Source organism: Microbacterium ureisolvens, assembly GCF_019511645.1.
Classification (GTDB): domain Bacteria; phylum Actinomycetota; class Actinomycetes; order Actinomycetales; family Microbacteriaceae; genus Microbacterium; species Microbacterium ureisolvens_A.
The window spans coordinates 240537-257781 of the sequence record NZ_JAEUAX010000004.1; the positions used below are offsets into that span (position 1 = coordinate 240537).

Sequence of the window (17245 nt, forward strand, 5' to 3'; positions counted from 1 at the left end):
GCTACCCGACGAGGCACGCTGACGCACGGACACACCGACCCCTCGGGCCGTTTCTTGACTGCCGTCGTCGGCGTAGTGTCTGCCCCGTGGTCGAACGATTCGCGGATGTGGTCATGGTGCCCGAATTGGTCGGATTACCCTTCCACGTTGGTCGCGACATCGCCGCCGAGGCAGGCGTGACCCTCGCGAATCCAGACCCCGATGGCCCTCCAATCGGCGCACTCGCGTGGCCGGGGCTGTACTACATCACCTCACAGCGACCCGCGGCCGGGGCGGAGGCGTACCGATGGGACTCCGTCGCAGTGGAAATCGTCGCGCATGGTGAGGCAGATTCCAACGCCGCACGAATCTGGCCTGAAGTGCCTCCCGTGGATGTCGCTCGCGCCGTCCCTGAGCGGGATTCCTTTGGGCCTCAGCACCACGACGACGCACACGGCTAGCGGGCGACGAAGGCGCGGCAAGCCGCTAGCAGGATTGGCTCTCGTGCGGTGAGCGACCCTTCGCAAGCCGGGCGACATGGGGTCGTGCGGAGGATAGCGTCGGGAAGGTGACGGCTCATTCCATGGAGGACGACGCACGCTCGACAGCGACGGACGTCCGGAGTGTGCGCGGACCGCAACCCGCGGTGGCGGTCTTGCTCGGCGGGGTCTTGGCTTTCGTTTTCGGGCCCTGGGCGCTCGGCCTCGTACGCGAGACGCTGCACTTCAACTGTTCGTGGGGTATCGGTGGGGAGTGGGGGCCGGAGGGCAGCTGGTTGTGCGCCGACGGCATCGGCTACCTGGGAGTGGCCGTGGGGCTCGGCGGGATGTCGGCTCTGCTGCTGGTGGTTGGGCTGCTGGTGTCGGTTGGGAGGCCGTCGCGCGGTCGCGCGGTCGCGTTTGTAGTGTTGGCCGCGGTCTCGATCGGGTGGATCGGATGTTGGACGTACTACGCGGCGACCTTCTACTCCACGCCCCGTCCCGCCGGCGAGACCGGATGGGGCTTGTGGGTCGCGGCCGTGCTGCCCAGCATCATCCTGTGCACGATCGGCCTCATTGTCGGGGCCGTCGGCGCTCTAACGTTGCGCCGATGGTCAGCGGTCGCACTGTGGTGCGGAATCGGCCTGGCGATCGTCGGGACGGCGCTCCAGCCAGGCATCGGCGTGGCGACCTTCGTCTCCTCCGGCATGCTGGCAGCGGCTGCAGGCGGGCGGGAATCCGTACGCTGAGCGACCGCTCATTGGACATCGCGTGGTGCCTCGTCGTCGTAGCCTGAGCACGTGAAGTCGTCGACGATGAGGCTGTACTGGAAGGTCATTGGGTATGGCTCCATTACCGGAGTCGTGATCGCGGTGGCGATCATGGCTGTCTACTACGACACCTTCGCTATCTGGAGCACCGGCGACCGCCTCGCGGTATTGCGCTGGGGAAGCATCTTGGGCCTTATCTCGGCCATCTTCGTCGCGATTGGGACCGTTGCCACAGCGCGCAAGTTAGACACGACCGGAGGGCGAATCTCCTTCGCGCTGCTCAGCTTCCTCGCTCCCATCATCGGCTGGGCACTTGTTGGAATCGGGACTGGACTGACGGCGACATGGCACTTCTTCTGGGGCTACCCGCTGATCGGATTTGTGGCGGGCGTTGTGTCCGGTCTGATCTCCGTCCTAGCCACATTCTTCATGCCGCACACATCTGCTGGCGCAGGTGCTGTAAACGCGCCTGACGATACGTCCGACCTGTTCAAGATCTGATGTCTGCACATTGGCTCTCGACCGGTCCTAGGCAGACCCGCGCGTTGAGCCACCCGCTCACGTGCGGGAAGCGCGGTCCTCTACGCGGCGAGTTGGACTGCGCCGAGGACGGCGCCGGCAACCATGATCATCCCGAGCACGACGAATGCGACGCCAGCGGTGCCGACCCAGAACGGTGAAGAAGGCCGCGAGACCCCCTTGCTCGACCGACGATTCACCGCCTCGAGGTTCCGAACCGTGGCTCGGAAGAGGCCTCGGCGATAGATCACGATAGGAATGCCGACCGCGACCGCAAGCACACCCAAGATCAGATTCGGCAGAATCGTCCCCGGATCGATTGTCGGCACAGTCCATTCTCGCCAAAGGCTCGGCCGCCCGCTCCCTCGCCGATCGTCCTCGGCACGTGCGGGGCGCCGGTTCTAGTTCCGCTGCTCGCCTCCGGCTTCGCGCTTAGCGCCCGGCCTCGGGCTGGCCCTTGTTCAGGCCACAAGTCTGGCCACAGCACTGATCGCGACGACCGCGCCACCCGCCGACAGAACGACGCCTCCTACGCGGCACAACCAGAAATAGTATCGCCGCGGCACTGCTAGTAACCGCGAGTGTCGGGTAAGGCTCTCGTTTCGCATCCACATGATGTCCGCGATCGAAGACGCCTTCAAGGCCAACAAGCTCCCGAACGACACTGTCGCGACGCCGACCACGATCAATAGCGAGGGCACACTCGGCACAGCTCGACGATATCGGGTTGACCGCACCGAAGCGGACCGGCTTGTGGCCGCTTCGACGACGCGTGTGTGACGATGATTCGGTGACCGACGAATTTGCCGATGCGGGAGGCGAAGAGGTCATCTGGGCGGGGGCGCCCGACCCGCGAAAACTGCTCACCGTCGCGGATGCATGGCTCCTGCCGCTCGGTGTGCTCATCCCGGTAGGCGGGATCGCGATCTCTCTGCAAGCTCCGACAGCTCCGCGTATCGGCAGCGTCATCATTTGGACATCCGTCGGGCTATTCCTCCTGGCCGGTCGGTTCATCGTCAAGTCGCAGCGCAAACGTCGAACCCGCTACGTCCTCACCGACCGACGAGCGCTCATCCTCCGATCGGGCAAAACCTTCGCCTTCGAAATCACCCCGGCTGTCCCGCACATCGAAGTCCAACGGACCGAACGTCACATCACGCTGAAGTTCACCAACGACGACCCCGGCTCGTACGGCGTCGCCGGCAGCGAGCTCGCCGCCGACACCGGGCTGGACTTCCTGGTCCACCCGGGACGGAGTGCGCGCTTCGCCTTCTTTGACGTGCCACGAACTGCCCAACTGGATGACGTGCTGGACGCCTTCGTCCGCACAGGGCGCGTCGTCGAAGGGATTGCTTAGGCTCACGACTCAGCGCTGCCTCACCCAACGCCCGCGGATGGACCGGCAATCGCGCCCTCCGAACTCGCCAATCGCTAGACGGTCGGCATCCCGATGATGGATGCTTGCGACGTGACCGATCGCGATCGTTCCCTAGCTTGGCGGGTAGCCGCGGTGATCGGCGGCACGCTCGTGAAGGCTCTCGGCTTCTTCCTCTCGGTAGCTAAACCGCCCGAGCAGATGAACGCACAGACGATGCTTCCGCCTGAGCCCTTTGCGCCTCGTAGGGAGGAATATCGGCCCTAAGCCGGACGGGTGAACGCGTTGCGCGTTGGGCTACCGGCTTAAGCGCAGCGATCGAGCGACCACAACCCGCTGGCGACAGACTTGGCCCTGGCGCCCGAGGATGTTGGTCACCAATGAAGCGCCCGGAATGTGTGCAGCAGCTGGATTGCTTCAACAGGTGTGAACAACGACGTCGCCACGGCCCTGCACCGAAGTCAGCTCATCGACTTGACGACGACGGGTCGCCGTAGCGGGCTACCTCGCCGCATCGAGATCTTCCTGCACGATGAGGACGGCGTGCTGTTTATCACCGGGATGCCGCGTCGAGACCGCACCAGGGACTGGATCCACAACATCACCGCAGACCCCAACGTCATCGTGCATTTGAAGAAGGGCATCCAGGCCGACGTTCCTGCCACGGCGCGGGTCATCACCGACCCCGAGGAAGCTCGGCCGTTCATCGAGGCCGCCGCACGCCGGTGGCGTCGTGACGATGTCGACGACATGATCGCGCACAGTCCGCTCATCGTGCTCACTCCCGCTACCGCGCCCGCCGCCTGACCCCAATCGAACGCCGTCTGGCCGGCACGCCTCGCACCTCATGCGCGAACCGACGGGCGTTCGCGCATCCGGGCGCCAGCCCACCTCGTCAGCGCAACTCTGTCGCCGCCGGGGCTCCCGTCTAGCATCGAAGCGATGCCGGACACCGAACCCCCGCCGACGCCGCCCACCCCGAGCCCCGCGATCTCTTCGGACGCCGCGCCGCTCACCGGCGGCCAGCATCACCCCTCGGGACGCGGCAAGGGCGCCCCAAGTCAGGCCGTGTTCACGGCAGCCGTGGGCGCGACCGCGTTCCTCGCGGGGTCCTTCCTGTACTTCGCACTCCTCGCCGGTCCCGGCACCATGAGCCTGGAGGGCATCACCGCGCTAATCACGAGCCCGCAGCTGCTGGTCTGGACGCTCGCCGTGGTGACCGTCGGCCTCATCGGCCGGCGCCTCGGCCCACGCGCGGTCGCGGTCTGGGCGCTTGCTCTCGCTCCGGCGTCCACCTTCGCGGGCATCCTGATCGCGTATCCGCGGACGCTGGACCAACCGCAGGCCCTGGTGTCGCCGATCTTCCTCATCCCCTTCGTGTGGCAGGCCTCTGGCCTGTTCGGCGCCGCGGTGGCGGGAGTCCTCGCCGGAGTCGCGCTGCGACTGCGTTCCGCCGACCGGTTCTCCGCCCGCGCCGTCGCGAGTGGCGTAGCGGTCGTGCTGCTCGTGGTGGGCGGCGTCGCCGCCCTTGCTCTGCCTGCGCACTGGGCGAGCGTGTACTTCCGCATCTGGAGCGATCCGGTCCTGGCCACTCCGGAGCAGGGCGACCGCTACGTCGCGATCGCAACCACGGCCGTAGGCTGCCTGCTGATCGCTGTAGTGGCCGCGATCTTCGCACGTCGACGGGCAGTGATCTGGCTCACCACTATCGCCTTCACGCTCGCGCTACTAGCCGCCCTCGTCTTCCAAGTCCCGGAGGGCCGGTTCGCACCGCAGCCCGCTCCCGCCGACGGCGGCAGGCCCCACCATCCCGTGTGCTACGGAACATCCGGAGACTGTCCCGGCGGCTGAGCAGCCGGGACCGCGTCGCCCGGCCGACGTTGAACGCCGAGATCAGTCGCACCCTCGAGTCTCCGCACGGTCAAGGACCGACAACCGTGCACGCGCACAACACAGAGAGCCCTGCGCCGCATTGCGTGAGCTCGAGTTGGGTTATGCCGGATGCGTGGAGGAAGCGCTGCTGCAGCTATGGTCGTGCCGTGCGCGCTCGCCTCACCCCGTGTCTCCTGCTCACCTCCGCCGTGCTGCTCAGCGGGTGCGCGTCCCCCGCTGCGCCGACCACGGCGCCGTCGGGCACACCCGATACCGCCACGCCCGCAGCCACGACCCCCGCACCGACCCCGACTCCCCAGGACGAGCTCATCGTCGGCATCGACGGCGTCACCTACGAGCACGACGGTGTCGCCGACGAGTTCCTGTTCGAGGGCGCAGGTGAGGCGGAAGATCTCCTCGTCGCCATCGAGGAGCTCACGGGGCGGCCGCGCACGGGCGAGGACATCGAAGGACCTTACGGCGGCTACTGGGGAACCAGCTACACCTGGGACGGCGTCAAAGTCATCGTGGCCGGCGAGCACGCGGATAGGGTGAACGTCGCCGTCACCGCGCCGGCCATTGGCGGGGTCCCCATCGTCACCGAGGACGGCGAGCTGTCGGTCGGATCCTCCCGCGAGGATGCCGTCGCCGCCGGCGCGCGAGACGGATGGGACGCGGATAGTGACGGCATTGCGGATTGGTTGGAGGTCGGCGAGCTCGAGGTGCCCGGTACGAACTCCCTCGTGAACCCCGGCGGGGTCGGCATCATGTTCGTACTGCTTGGGCTCACTGGCGACACCATCACCGAGATTCAGTCTCCCGGCAATGACTTCAGCGACATGTGATGCGGCCGGCAGAGACTGGCTTGCGCACTGTCAGCGACCCACTTGCGGTCGTGGGCTCACCGAGGTCGAGCTGTGAGTTAGTTGGCCGTCGGCGGGATGAGCTGCCACAGAATGACGCTCGCAACATGCTGCGTCGACTCGCGGGCGTCCACCCGCAGGTGCACGTCGCCCCACGGCTCAAAGGACTCGCGACGACCGCTCACGTCATCCCAGCTCGGCTCGAGAACGTTCTGAAGGTTTCGGCGTCGACCTTCCAGCCGACGACGATGCTCCACCTGGTCATCCAGGGCGAGGAGAACGAACTTCAGCGGGACCCTCGCTGTCGCGGACGCGCGACGCCAAGTATCGCGCGCGGGCTCGCTGTCGTTCACCGCATCGACCACGACGATGCGCCCCAGGGCCAGATTCTGCTCGGTCGCGGCGCGCACCGCTTCGTACGCGGCGACACCAGTAGTCCACGAACGCGGGAGTCCGGCACCAAGGAGCGCATCCTCGACGGTGTCGATCGAAAGGTGGACGGCTTTAGCCCTGCGAGCAACCTCCGCGGCGACGGCAGTCTTGCCCGTCCCAGGCAGTCCAGAGATCACAACAAGCATGAGCCCATTGTCCGACTTGGGACACACGAGTGAACGGCTCGAGAACGGGTTCACGAACACGACGTGGACGACCGGCGGTCAAGGACCCGCTATCGCTCGCTGTGTCGTGGAGACCTCAGGCTCTTTGGGCGGTTGTCAGTCTGACGTCGTCGCGGGAGGGCGGTTTTGACCGATGAACGGCTGCATCGCTTCGACGTACTCTTCGCGACGACCCGACTCGATGACGGTGGCGCCGTAGCCGATGGCGATGCTGGCCAGGGGCCACCAGAACTCCTTGGCGTTCCGGGCTGCTTCGCCGCCGGGGTCGCGGGAGCCGTCCTGAATCGTGAGATACACCCACTGCACGCCGTCCGTGGCGGTGGCCGACCAAAGCCAGCAATCCTCGTCACCGTTGCAGTCGCTGGTGTGCTCGTCGAGGACGAAACCGTCCAGCCCAACTTCGATTGCCGCGTCGCTCGCGGCACCCAGCGCGGCGTGCCATGTCCGGGGATCGGGTGCTGACTCCGACTGCAGTTCGCAGCAGTTGACGGTCGTCAGCATGGATTGCCCGCCGTAGCCATTGCCGCTCTGCGCATGCCAGCGCGTGTCGTCGAACCATTCGGCCTCCGGCTGAAGTGGTGTCAGCGTCAGCCCGGACTCGCTCTCGATGGCCCGGCTGATCCCTGCGATGATTTCGCGTGCGCGATCGGGGAGCTCAGCTTGGTCGGGGTACTCAAGCAGTGGTTCGCCATCAACGCCAGCATGAGCGGGGAAGTCCGACCAGTCTGTTGTGACGACCTCGCCTGACGGGCTTGTCGCCGACGTCACTGGGGCGGGCTTCTCGCCGAGCACCGCGCAGCCAGCGAGGAAGGCGCTGGCGAGGACTAACACGCAAGCGAGGGCGACAGATCGCATTCTCGGAGTCTCGCATGTCCGACCAGGAATGCGCGGGTGGCGTCGTAGCCGCCCGGTTGAAGCTCTTCATCCGACTAGGAAGCCGGTGCGCGGTCGATCTCCGAAAGGAACGCGCGGATCTCCGGAGCGGACCGGCTCGTCCGTGAGCGCTACTGCGCCCGATCCTCCTACCCAGAACCCGCAGCCCGGATTCGGGCCGCTCACCCAGACGTGGTGAATGGAGGTACCGCCTCCGACGACGTCAAACTCTTCGCAGTCGACGACGAATCGGGACTGCTTCGGTCACAAACCAATGGTCTCAGGGAGAAGACCCGACCGATAAGGGACCCAACTTGGGTGCGCCTCTGCTCTTGCGGTGTCACTGTCGGCGGCATGAACGCAACAGCGCAACGGATCGGGTCGGGTCGGAAGTCCCCTAGGCCGCCACGTACTCCTGCCGGATCGCGCCCCGCGTGGCGATCTCGATGAACCCAAAGTCGTGGTCGGAGTTCAGAATGACAGCGTCGTTGACGACCGCGTACGCCGCAATGAGGCAATCGAACGCCGCTGCCGCGCGCATGAGCCCGGTGTCCCATAGTGCCTGCTGGACGTCCAGGGCTTGCTGCTCGTCGGGATGCTCCCACGCGGGTAAGAACTGCTCCATGTCCGCGCGGAGTTCTTGGTACTCCTGCGGGCTCCGGGCCGAATGGCAGTACTCGAGAACTTGCGGCGGGCAGGTGATGATCAGGTGCGTGGGTGAGAGCTCCCGGAGCCTTGTCGCAATCGCTTCGCTCGTTGACGCCTTCTGCCAGATGCTGTTGTCAACGAGGTAGGTCGTCACTGGCCGGCAGTCGCCGTCGCTGGCGGGATCGTCGGCGCGTCGATCTGGTCGGGCTCGAACGTACGGGCGATGATCCGCTCCACGGCCGCCGGCTGGCGACGGACGGCGATGAGAGTGCGCAGGGCGAGATCCACCGTTTCGCGATTGGAGGTCGTGCCGGCGAGCTCTTTCGCTCGGCGCAACTTGTTCGGGTCGATATCGATTGAGGTGACGGTCATGACTCCCCCTCCTCCGGTTTGTATAGAGCAGTATATAGACCGTTGGCCCGACACTGTATCGATCTCAACCACACGAGGGGTCCATCGAGCCAGATGCGCGAAAAGCTTCCTCCTACTCTCTGCACTGAGCTGCCCCGTCTCCCCCGCGGTGCGCGCGACCGCGCGGTCTTCGACGGGGAGCTCGGCCATCGCCTCGAGAACGCGCTCCTTCTGTCCGCACGCGGCGAGGATTCGCGCGACGTGCGTGATTGCCTGTCACGCCGCCGACACGGTCATTCTTCGTTCGTGGTGGGGGCGTGTCGCACGCTGACAATGAATTCGTCCAGATTCGGCAGGTGGGCTCGGACACTGCGCTCTACGTCGCCTGCGGCGACCTGTGCGGGCCGGGCCGTGGTGACGATCGCGTCGCCTTCGAGGCGGTGCCCCACCCACCGCAGCCGCACACGGTCGACGCGCCGGATGCCGTCGACATGCTCGATGGCGTGCTCGACCCGCTCGACGAGCTGCGGCTCGACGCCATCCAGAAGGCGGCGGCCGATGCTGCGGACGGTGCCGATCAGCAGCACGAAGATCGCGGCGGAGATCACCAGGCCCACGATGGGGTCCGCCAGCGGGAAGCCGGCCAGAACCCCGAGCCCGCCGAGAACGACGGCGAGGGAGGTGAACCCGTCGGTGCGGGCGTGCACTCCGTCGGCCACCAACGCGGCCGATCCGATCCGCTGCCCGACCCGGATCCGGTAGATCGCGACGGCCTCGTTGCCGAGGAACCCGATCACACCCGCCGCGATCACCCAGCCGATGTTCTCCAAGGGCTGGGGATGCAGGATGCGGTCGATCGATTGCCACCCCGCGACCACCGCCGACAGGGCGACGACGAAGACGATGAACAGGCCGGCGAGGTCTTCCGCGCGGCCGAAGCCATAGGTGTATCGGCGGGTCGCAGCCCGCCGGCCGAGCACGAACGCGATCCACAGCGGGACCGCCGTCAGCGCGTCGGAGAAGTTGTGGACCGTGTCTGCCAGCAGCGCGACGGATCCACTGAAGGTCACCACGGCCGCCTGCAGCAGCGTGGTGATCAAGAGGATCACCAGGCTCACCTTCAATGCCCGGATGCCGGCGCCGTGCGCCTCCAGAGCGTCGTCGATGGAGTCTGCCGCGTCATGGGAGTGCGGGACGAACAGTCCGTAGAGCAAGCCTTTCAGCCCAGTCGGATGCTCGTGGTCGTGGTCGTGGTGGTGGTCGTGCCCGTGCTGGTGGTCATGACGGTGGTGATCGTGCCGGCGCTCATGATCGTGGGCCGCGTGGGAGTGAGCGCTCGTCATTCCGCGACCGCCTGATCGGCCTGGTGATGACGCGGAACGCCGCCCAGGGAGTGCTCCGCCTGGAAGATCGCATCAGCGACCAGACGCGAGGCGTGCTCGTTCTCCAGGCGATAGAACACCTTCTGGCCCTCCTGGCGAGTCGCCACGATCCGCGCCAGCCGCAGTTTCGCCAGGTGCTGCGACACTCCGGCAGGAGACTTGTCGACGATGTCGGCAAGACGGTTCACCGGAAGCTCACCGGCATCGCGAAGCGCCATGACGATCCGCACGCGCGTCGCGTCCGCGAGCATCGAGAACACCTCAACCGCGAGCTCGACATACGGGCTGTCCGTCGAGTATCCACATGCTCGCGTATCTGCACTCATACGCAGATACTAACGGATCGCCGAAGTGGATACCCAGCGGAACGCGAGAAGATGCCGTGTGACCTCTTCGACGACCAGACCTGGGTCGGGCCGCGATCGCGTGGTGCTGATCGTCGCCTTCGCGGTGTACCTGGTGCTCCTGACGTGGGTGGTGCTGTGGAAGCTCGAGATGCCATGGATCGGTGACGCCGCAGGGCTTGCGCGGCCCCTGAAGCTCGTGCCGTTCGTGCCGAGCGGAGATGCGGGGGCGAGCAGCCCCGCCGAGATGGTGATCAATCTCGCGCTCTTCGTGCCGTTCGGGCTGTTCGTGGGAGCACTCGCTCCGGGCTGGTCGTGGTGGAAGGCGGGTGTCGTCGCGCTGGGCGCGAGCCTGCTGCTGGAGATGGCCCAACACGTCATCTCGACCGGCAGCTTCGACACCACCGATCTCATCGTCAACACGGTGGGGGCCCTCGTCGGATGGGTCATCTTCCTCGCCGTTCACCGGCGAGCCGGCGACCGCACGCCCATGGTCATGACACGCATCTGCGCGATCGCCTGTGCGCTCGCACTCGCCGCCGTGGTCGCATTCGTGCTCTCGCCGCTCGACTACGGCCCGCAGCGCGATGTCGTGGTGGAGCGTTCAGCCCAGCGGTGATGAGCCGCACAGCGCGCTCCGCGCAGTACTGGGCCGGCGCCGTGTGCGCGGCCCGGGGAGGATCGCTGCGCGACGCGGTCTGACCGGAACGCTTTCCTCGTCGACACGAGGCTGTCAAGCCCTTTCCTCGGCGTCGCGCACAGACGCAGTCTGTGACCATCACGTGACGCTCGCCCGCATGAGAGGAGCAGGAGATGGTCGATTTCACGCCTGAGGAGGAGGGTCCACGCCGCGGCGAGGTCGCCGTGTTCTGGTGCTGGATCGCCCTGCTCGCCGGGGGTCTCGGGTACATGATCGCCGTGCCGCTGATGGGACGGTGACCATGCGCTCCATCCGCGATAACGCACTGAGCCTGGCGTTCGGCCTGCTGTTCGTCCTCGCTCTCGCCGGGCAGTCCATTGCAGGCTTCTTCGAGAACAACGAGCGTCTCCACGAGCATGGCCTTCCGACGCTGAATTTCGGCGCCTTCGTGACGTCCTCGGAGTTCGTGGTGGATGTGGCTGAGAACTGGCAGTCCGAGTTCCTCCAGTTCTTCCTCTTCATCGCCGCGACCATCTGGCTGGTTCAGCGAGGCTCCCCCGAGTCCAAGAAGCCCGGCGACGAGGGACCCGACACCGACGAGGAGCAGCTCGTCGCCGAGCACGCACGGCCCGATTCCCCTGCGTGGGCGCGGGCTCGCGGCATCCGTCTCACGATCTTCTCCAATTCGCTGCTGCTCGTGATGGGGGCCGTCTTCGTGCTGTCGTGGCTGGCACAGTCCCTCGCCGGCACCGTCGTGATGAACGCGGAAAACGCCGAACACGGTCAGCCCGCCATCACCTGGGCCGACTACCTCGTCACCCCGGACTTCTGGAACCGGACCCTTCAGAACTGGCAATCCGAATTCCTCGCCGTGGGGGCGATGATCGCGCTGTCGATCTTCCTCCGCCAGCGTGGTTCAAGCGAGTCCAAGCCGGTCGGGGCGCCGCACCACCAGACGTCGGTGTCGAGCGATTGAAAGGCCTTGAGCCGCCGACCCCGCATCTGCGCGGCATCCTGTCAAGGGCTGGGAGACAACCTGCCCGGAGAGGATCATCGGGAGTGGAGCTGATCGACGACCCCCCTGTTGCGCCCCCAGCGCTTCGTTCGGCGGCATCTCCGCCCGGAGGCCCATCATGGGCAAGCTGATCTACGAAGGGACCGTGAAGGTCGACTTCGACGACCGGACGCTCGCTCACCTGCAACTCGTGATCGGCACGAAGCTGCGGCGAGGCGAGGCGTTCCACTTCACGTGGCGCGACGATGCCAGCATCGGTGACGGACGCACCACCGTCTGGGTGCACCCGCGGTGCGCCCTTGTGTACAAGTTCTACGGAAGCCGGAAACCGCAGTTGAACCCGGCCTGGATCGATGCGCTCGCCTATACCGCGAACTCGTCGACAGGGCTGTACTTGGTGCCGGAGCCGGCGATGCCGGCGCCGCTCAACAACCACGACCAGGCGGGGCACGAAGTCGCTGAATAAGTGACGGGCGGAGTCCGGCACGGGGCGCGACCGCGGCGCTGGCTAGACCGCTCGCGTGCGCTTGTCAAGACGATAGGCGTCAGACGCCCCGCGGGCCTGGGATGGAGGCTGACGGCGACGGGAGCGGCGATGAAGAGGATCGACATCTACTACGGCGGCGATCACTACAGCGTCGGAGGGCGCCGCCTGGAAGACCTGCGCGACGAGGTGGAAGCCGGTCTCGCCGGAGGCGTGCACTGGTTGGAGGTCAACGACGGAGAGGGCATGATGCGCACGGCGCACCTGCTCGTGACGCCGGGGGTGCCTCTGGCGATCGTGCCCATTCCCGAGGAGTCGCCGTCCCCCGCCGCAGACGAGATCTGGGCGGACGGCGGGGCGCCTGTCGCCGACTGACGGATGCTGCGCCTCAGGCGCCCGCCGACGACGCGTGGTGCTTCGCCGGCTCGGCTTCGTCGGGGAGCGACGGAGTCGGGATGACGACGACGTCCTGCACCTTCCAGTCGAGCCGCGCGATGGCGCTGCGAGCCTCTTCGATCTGCTCGAGCCGCACCTCGTCGCCGCGCGGGACGACGAACACCTCGACGTGGAACACCTGGCCCATATCGCGCATGCGGACCGCGGTCTCGCGCACCCACCCGAACTCCTCGACACGGTCGGCGATGCGGGCGATGAGCGGATGCGGACGTGCGTCGTCTTCGGTGCGCGCGCGCTGGTCGATGAGGTCGCGGATGGCGCCGCGACTGTTGCGCCAGCCGTCCCACATGATGCCGAGCGATATGAACAGCGCCGCGACACCGTCGAGCCACCACAGCCCGATGCCGACGCCGAGCACGCCGACGATCGAGGCCACCGTGGAGGTCCAGTCGGCCTTGGCCATGTCGGCGTCGGCGTACAGCACCTTGTTGTGCAGTTTCGGCGCCAGCTTCGCCTTCGCGTGCCCGTAGAAGAACGGGCCGATCACGATCACGCTCATGACGGCCACCATGAACCAGCCGAGCCAGATCGTCTGCCCGAACAGGTACACGGTTCCGATCGAGGGATGGTCGGCGCGCACGAGCCCGCTGATCGCCTCGTAGGCGAGATTGCCACCCACCGCGAGCAGCGCGACGCCGGCGACGAGGTGCCCCACCCCCATCACGCGGTGGTGCCCGAACGGGAAGGCCCGAGTGGGAGGACGCCGGATGAACAGCAGGGCGACCAGGAAGGAGATCTGCGGGATCAGCGACAGCATGTCCTCGATCCACGCGGTCTTCATCGCCTGCGAGCCGCCGACCACGAGCGCGATGAGCGCAATGGTGACCAGCGTGTACCCGATGGTGAACCACTCCCACCGGATCGCACTGCGCAGGGCCTTCTGCTGCTCAGCAGGAAGGTCGGTGCGTCCCATCTTCTTCATCGCGCCACCTCCCGATCGAGGTAGCCCTCCAGGGCGGCGAGCCACGCGTTCTCACCCAGCGGTGCGAACAGCACCACAGGACCGCGGGCGCCGGGGATCGAGTCGTACGACCGGGTGACGGCGACGCGGGTCGACCACGGCGTCGCGTCGGTCATGCCGCCGATCGCGAGATCGAGGGCGCCGGTCTCGAGCCCGTCGACGAGGTCCTCCTCGCTTCCGATGGTCCACGTGACCTCGGCGTCGACGGACGCGGCGAAATCGTCGACGATCTCGGCAAGCGAACCGCCGACGCCCGTCCCGTCGATGATCACGAGCCCCCCGGACGGCGACGCACCGACGCGCAGCTCGCCGCCGCGCACCCGATCGAGCGTGCCCTGCGGATCGCTCGGCACCGTGATGCCGCAACCCGCGACGCACAGTGACAGCACCAGCAGGGGCACGCTCCACACGCGTCGCCACCGGCCCATGCGCAGAGTCTCGCGCGCGTGGAGGGTGGTCGGGACCGCCTTGACCCTCCCGGGCCCGCCTGCTAGGCGGAGAAACTCAGACCTCGAGGTCCGCGGACCCGCTTACGGCAGGACGATCTGGAAGTCCGGATCACCCTGGTCCAGGACGCCGAGGATCTGCTTCAGCACGTCGATGTCGCCGCGAACGTCGATGCCGTCCGAGTCCGTGCCGCCTCCGGCGAGCTGGATCAGCCGCGACTTCGACAGCGTCAGCTGCAGCGGCGTGGCCGGGTCGGCGTCGCGCTCGACGTACACCAGGACGCCGTTGCGCAGCATCAGGTGGCGGCGAGCTTGGACTGCCGCCAGAGGCTCGGGTTCACCGACTCGGGCGCCTCGCCCTGCACGAAGTCGTAGGTCGAGGCATCCCACACCACCTCGCCCTTGTCGTTGCGGATCTGCGGATCATCGAGCGTCCCGATGAATCCACGGTCCGCGGCGGCGAAGTCGTCGGTGTCGTCGAACGGCAGCGCCGCGAGGGCTGCGGCGTGCGCCGCCCGAATCGATGCTTCCGGTTCCCGCTGCTGCATGACTTCGTTCCCTTCGTCCCGGCCCCGTCGGCCGTGGTCTTCACTCCCGCGACGCGGGTGCTTCGAGCGCCGCGACGGCTTCGCGGTTGGTCGCGAAGAACGTCTGGCCCGACACGAGCCCGAGCTCTTCGAGGCGCGCTCTCGTCGGGGTCCTGACGCGGCTGAACGCCAGGCTCACTCCCTGCTGGTCGAGCCACTCTTCGAGCGATGCGAATGCCTCCGCGCCTGTCACATCGATGTCGGTCACCGCTTCCATGTCGATGACCACGTGCTTCACGGGGTCGTCGGCCCCTGTCACCGCGCGCTTCACGGCGGCGGAGAAGACGGTGCCGTTGGCGAAGAACAGCGGCGCAGCCATCCGCACGACCACGAGGCCCGGTGCGGTCGTGGCACCTTCCGCGGCGTCCTCGAGCAGCGACTGCTTCGCGTCGTCGTCGGCGGCGAGCACGTCGATCGACGGGTTCGCCGCGCGCTTGGCGAGGTTGATGAGGGCGAGCACGAACGCCACGAGGATGCCCGGGATCGCACCGATGAACAGCGTCACGAGGAAGCACACCGCACCGATCGCGAACTCGAAGCGATCCTGTCGCCAGAGCTCGCGGAACTCGCGGACGCCGAGCAGCGGCAGGATCGCGACGCCGACGACGGCGCCGATGGCGGGAGACGGGATGTCGGCGAGCAGCGCGGTGCCGAAGAGCAGGAGCAGCAGAGTGCCCGCCGCCAGAACCAGCGACGGAAGCTGGGTGCGCGACCCTGCCTGGTCCATCGCTGCCGTGCGCGAGGTGGACGATCCCATCGAGAAGCTGCCTTGGGCACCGGCGGCGATGTTGCCGAGGCCGAACGCGAGGAGGTCGCGATTGGCGCGGAACGGATAGCCGTGCTTCTCGCCATAGGACCGGGAGACGAGGAGGCCCTCAGCCGTGGTGACCAGGGTGAGCGCGATCGCCGAGGGGATGAGCGCCCCCCACATCTGCCAGTCGATGACCGGCCACGTGAGCGTGGGCGGCCCGGCGGGAACGTCCCCCAGGACGTCGACGCCCCGCCGATCGAGGCCCGTCAGCACGACGAGCAGCGTCGACAGCACGAGCACGACGAGCGCCCACGGCACGACCTTCAGGAACCGCGCGCCGAGCAGCAGGATCGTGACCGACACGGCCGAGATCGCCAGCGACCACGCGTTGATCGTCTCGAGGTTGGACACCAGACCGAACACCTTGTCGACGAACTCGCCGCCGGAGTCGATCTTCACGCCGAGCATCTTCGCGATCTGGCTGACCAGGATGTCGAGTGCCAGACCGCCGACGAACCCGATCAGGATCGGCTTGGAGAGGAAGTTCGCGAGGAAGCCGAGCTTGAACACCGCCATCAGCACGAACATGACGCCGCAGATGATCGCCTGCGCGAGGGCCAAAGTCGCGTAGTCCGCGCTGCCCGCGGTGGCCAGTCCCCCGATCGACGAGGCGACGAGTGCGGCGGCCGCGGCATCCGGCGACGCCACGAGCTGACGCGACGACACCACGAGCGCGTAGACGATCGTCGGCACGATCAGCGCGTACAGGCCCGCGGTCGCCGGCAGGCCTGCGATCTGCGCGTAGCCGATGTTGAGCGGGATCGCGATCGCGAGGAGGGTGACCCCCGCGGTGAGCTCGGTGACGAGATTGCGCCTGCTCAAGCCGGCGAGGGGTCGCTGCATTCCTGCTCCTGGGTACGTGGGGCCTCAGTCGACTCCACCTTGGCACGGATGCGCGGCGTCAGACGGGATCGCCCGGCACGAGCGGCGGCGCGACCGCCTCGCTCGTGACCGTCGACGACCACCCGTGCTGCGCCAGCCCCGCCGTGAGAGCGGTCACCACGTCCGACGTGACGGCGAGGCCCTGCGCCGCGTCGTGCCAGAACAGCACGCGTCCGGTGATGCGCGTCGCCGACACGGCGGTGACGAGCACGCCGGCCGCCGGATCGGCGTGCACCCCTTCCACGGCGGCAGCGGACTCGACGAGCGCCCCCACGACCTCGTCGACCGCCGTGCCGGAGCGCTCCACGCGCACCTGCACCTCGCTCCGTCTGCCGCCGTGACGGGAGTTGTTGACGAGGGTCTCGGCGAGGAGCTTGGAGTTCGGCACGTGGGCGGTGCGCCCGTCGGGTGTGGCGAACACCACTGCACGGGAGTTGAGCTCGATGACGGTGCCGGTGAGCGGCTTGCCGTCCGGTCCTTCGACGGTGATCTCCTCGCCGACCATGACGGGCTTTCGCGTGGCGATGAGCACGCTCGCGGCGAAGTTGTCGGCGACGCCTCTGAGCACGAGCGCCGCGACGACGACCAGCACGATCACCACGGCCAGCACCGGCTGCACGTTGGCCCCGAGGAACGCGAGCGCGAGCCCGAAGCCGACCAGCAGCAGCGTGTACTGCGCGAAGCGGGCGGCGAACCGCGTCGCGGCCGGCGTCGCCGTGGGGACGTGCCGCATGAGGTCGGTCACGGTGCGCTTGGCGATGCGCGACGCGATCCACCCGGCGAGCAGGGCGACGATCGCCCACAGCACCTGCCACCACGTGATCGGCGTGCTCAGGAACTGGCTGAAATCCACGTCGTCAGAATACGAGCGGGGCGTGGCAGCCGCGCACG

26 protein-coding genes are annotated in these 17245 nt (G+C 67.3%); 13 read left to right on the forward strand and 13 right to left on the reverse strand.

Annotation, left to right across the window (positions count from 1 at the left end):
• Window positions 1-649 precede the first annotated feature (649 nt).
• Both JNB61_RS09605 and JNB61_RS09610 read left to right on the forward strand, forming a co-directional pair.
• Complete coding sequence (locus tag JNB61_RS09605; RefSeq protein ID WP_220288145.1) at window positions 650-1207, forward strand: hypothetical protein; 558 nt, start codon at window positions 650-652, stop codon at window positions 1205-1207.
• A gap of 51 nt (window positions 1208-1258) precedes the next feature.
• Window positions 1259-1729 (forward strand): hypothetical protein, encoded by a 471-nt coding sequence (locus JNB61_RS09610; RefSeq protein ID WP_220339452.1) that lies wholly within the window; start codon window positions 1259-1261, stop codon window positions 1727-1729.
• Between the two features lie 80 nt (window positions 1730-1809).
• Here JNB61_RS09610 and JNB61_RS09615 read toward each other — a convergent pair whose 3' ends face one another.
• Window positions 1810-2076 (reverse strand): hypothetical protein, encoded by a 267-nt coding sequence (locus JNB61_RS09615; RefSeq protein WP_220339453.1) that lies wholly within the window; start codon window positions 2074-2076, stop codon window positions 1810-1812.
• 286 nt (window positions 2077-2362) lie between these two features.
• On the opposite strand from JNB61_RS09615, the gene JNB61_RS09620 reads away from it, so the two are divergent.
• The 5 genes from JNB61_RS09620 to JNB61_RS09640 all read left to right on the forward strand — a co-directional run bounded on the left by JNB61_RS09620 (window position 2363) and on the right by JNB61_RS09640 (window position 5839).
• Window positions 2363-2527 (forward strand): hypothetical protein, encoded by a 165-nt coding sequence (locus tag JNB61_RS09620; RefSeq protein ID WP_220339454.1) that lies wholly within the window; start codon window positions 2363-2365, stop codon window positions 2525-2527.
• A gap of 10 nt (window positions 2528-2537) precedes the next feature.
• Entirely contained in the window at window positions 2538-3104 is a 567-nt protein-coding gene (locus JNB61_RS09625) for a hypothetical protein (protein ID WP_220339455.1), read from the forward strand.
• A gap of 444 nt (window positions 3105-3548) precedes the next feature.
• The gene (locus JNB61_RS09630) at window positions 3549-3929 is read left to right on the forward strand and encodes a nitroreductase family deazaflavin-dependent oxidoreductase (protein ID WP_220288150.1); all 381 of its coding nucleotides are present in this window, start codon (window positions 3549-3551) and stop codon (window positions 3927-3929) included.
• Window positions 3930-4064: 135 nt separating this feature from the next.
• Window positions 4065-4973, forward strand: coding sequence for a hypothetical protein (locus JNB61_RS09635; protein ID WP_220288151.1), 909 nt, complete (start codon window positions 4065-4067; stop codon window positions 4971-4973).
• Between the two features lie 188 nt (window positions 4974-5161).
• Window positions 5162-5839: a hypothetical protein gene (locus JNB61_RS09640; RefSeq protein WP_220288152.1), complete on the forward strand. Its 678-nt coding sequence runs from the start codon at window positions 5162-5164 to the stop codon at window positions 5837-5839.
• A 77-nt stretch (window positions 5840-5916) separates the two neighbouring features.
• Here JNB61_RS09640 and JNB61_RS09645 read toward each other — a convergent pair whose 3' ends face one another.
• From JNB61_RS09645 to JNB61_RS09665, 5 genes are all read right to left on the reverse strand, one after another.
• Window positions 5917-6489 (reverse strand): AAA family ATPase, encoded by a 573-nt coding sequence (locus tag JNB61_RS09645; protein WP_220339456.1) that lies wholly within the window; start codon window positions 6487-6489, stop codon window positions 5917-5919.
• 81 nt (window positions 6490-6570) lie between these two features.
• Entirely contained in the window at window positions 6571-7329 is a 759-nt protein-coding gene (locus JNB61_RS09650) for a hypothetical protein (protein ID WP_220339457.1), read from the reverse strand.
• A gap of 415 nt (window positions 7330-7744) precedes the next feature.
• On the reverse strand, window positions 7745-8149 hold the full coding sequence (locus JNB61_RS09655; protein WP_220288155.1) for a PIN domain-containing protein: 405 nt from the start codon (window positions 8147-8149) through the stop codon (window positions 7745-7747).
• Window positions 8146-8367 (reverse strand): type II toxin-antitoxin system VapB family antitoxin, encoded by a 222-nt coding sequence (locus tag JNB61_RS09660; protein ID WP_220288156.1) that lies wholly within the window; start codon window positions 8365-8367, stop codon window positions 8146-8148. Before JNB61_RS09660 ends, JNB61_RS09655 begins: the two co-directional genes overlap by 4 nt.
• 272 nt (window positions 8368-8639) lie before the next feature.
• Window positions 8640-9560 (reverse strand): cation diffusion facilitator family transporter, encoded by a 921-nt coding sequence (locus JNB61_RS09665; protein ID WP_223214744.1) that lies wholly within the window; start codon window positions 9558-9560, stop codon window positions 8640-8642.
• 18 nt (window positions 9561-9578) lie between these two features.
• Between JNB61_RS09665 and JNB61_RS20265 the strand changes: the two genes are divergently transcribed.
• On the forward strand, window positions 9579-9704 hold the full coding sequence (locus JNB61_RS20265) for a hypothetical protein (protein WP_262927507.1): 126 nt from the start codon (window positions 9579-9581) through the stop codon (window positions 9702-9704).
• On the opposite strand, the gene JNB61_RS09670 is transcribed toward JNB61_RS20265, so the two are convergent.
• A complete protein-coding gene (locus JNB61_RS09670) occupies window positions 9686-10054 on the reverse strand; it encodes an ArsR/SmtB family transcription factor (protein WP_220339459.1) in 369 nt (122 codons plus the stop codon). The two genes, JNB61_RS20265 and JNB61_RS09670, sit on opposite strands and share 19 nt — an antisense overlap.
• A gap of 58 nt (window positions 10055-10112) precedes the next feature.
• Here JNB61_RS09670 and JNB61_RS09675 point away from each other — a divergent pair, with 58 nt between their 5' ends.
• The 5 genes from JNB61_RS09675 to JNB61_RS09690 all read left to right on the forward strand — a co-directional run bounded on the left by JNB61_RS09675 (window position 10113) and on the right by JNB61_RS09690 (window position 12586).
• Window positions 10113-10691 (forward strand): VanZ family protein, encoded by a 579-nt coding sequence (locus JNB61_RS09675; RefSeq protein WP_220339460.1) that lies wholly within the window; start codon window positions 10113-10115, stop codon window positions 10689-10691.
• 194 nt (window positions 10692-10885) lie between these two features.
• Window positions 10886-11011: a hypothetical protein gene (locus JNB61_RS20270; RefSeq protein ID WP_262927508.1), complete on the forward strand. Its 126-nt coding sequence runs from the start codon at window positions 10886-10888 to the stop codon at window positions 11009-11011.
• Window positions 11012-11013: 2 nt separating this feature from the next.
• Window positions 11014-11688 carry a DUF6766 family protein gene (locus JNB61_RS09680; protein ID WP_220339529.1) on the forward strand — a complete coding sequence of 225 codons (675 nt, stop codon included), beginning with the start codon at window positions 11014-11016 and terminating at the stop codon, window positions 11686-11688.
• Window positions 11689-11845: 157 nt separating this feature from the next.
• On the forward strand, window positions 11846-12193 hold the full coding sequence (locus JNB61_RS09685) for a DUF7882 family protein (protein WP_220288160.1): 348 nt from the start codon (window positions 11846-11848) through the stop codon (window positions 12191-12193).
• A 129-nt stretch (window positions 12194-12322) separates the two neighbouring features.
• Window positions 12323-12586: a hypothetical protein gene (locus JNB61_RS09690; RefSeq protein WP_220339461.1), complete on the forward strand. Its 264-nt coding sequence runs from the start codon at window positions 12323-12325 to the stop codon at window positions 12584-12586.
• 13 nt (window positions 12587-12599) lie between these two features.
• Here the strand turns inward: JNB61_RS09690 and JNB61_RS09695 are convergent, their stop codons facing one another.
• The 6 genes from JNB61_RS09695 to JNB61_RS09720 all read right to left on the reverse strand — a co-directional run bounded on the left by JNB61_RS09695 (window position 12600) and on the right by JNB61_RS09720 (window position 17207).
• Window positions 12600-13589, reverse strand: coding sequence for a cation diffusion facilitator family transporter (locus JNB61_RS09695; protein ID WP_220339462.1), 990 nt, complete (start codon window positions 13587-13589; stop codon window positions 12600-12602).
• Complete coding sequence (locus JNB61_RS09700) at window positions 13586-14056, reverse strand: hypothetical protein (RefSeq protein WP_220339463.1); 471 nt, start codon at window positions 14054-14056, stop codon at window positions 13586-13588. Before JNB61_RS09700 ends, JNB61_RS09695 begins: the two co-directional genes overlap by 4 nt.
• A gap of 102 nt (window positions 14057-14158) precedes the next feature.
• Window positions 14159-14371 carry an alkyl sulfatase C-terminal domain-containing protein gene (locus JNB61_RS09705; protein WP_220339464.1) on the reverse strand — a complete coding sequence of 71 codons (213 nt, stop codon included), beginning with the start codon at window positions 14369-14371 and terminating at the stop codon, window positions 14159-14161.
• Window positions 14371-14622 carry a hypothetical protein gene (locus tag JNB61_RS09710; protein WP_220339465.1) on the reverse strand — a complete coding sequence of 84 codons (252 nt, stop codon included), beginning with the start codon at window positions 14620-14622 and terminating at the stop codon, window positions 14371-14373. Before JNB61_RS09710 ends, JNB61_RS09705 begins: the two co-directional genes overlap by 1 nt.
• A 40-nt stretch (window positions 14623-14662) precedes the next feature.
• Window positions 14663-16315: a SulP family inorganic anion transporter gene (locus JNB61_RS09715; RefSeq protein ID WP_220339466.1), complete on the reverse strand. Its 1653-nt coding sequence runs from the start codon at window positions 16313-16315 to the stop codon at window positions 14663-14665.
• Between the two features lie 58 nt (window positions 16316-16373).
• Window positions 16374-17207: a mechanosensitive ion channel family protein gene (locus tag JNB61_RS09720; RefSeq protein WP_220339467.1), complete on the reverse strand. Its 834-nt coding sequence runs from the start codon at window positions 17205-17207 to the stop codon at window positions 16374-16376.
• Window positions 17208-17245 lie beyond the last annotated feature (38 nt).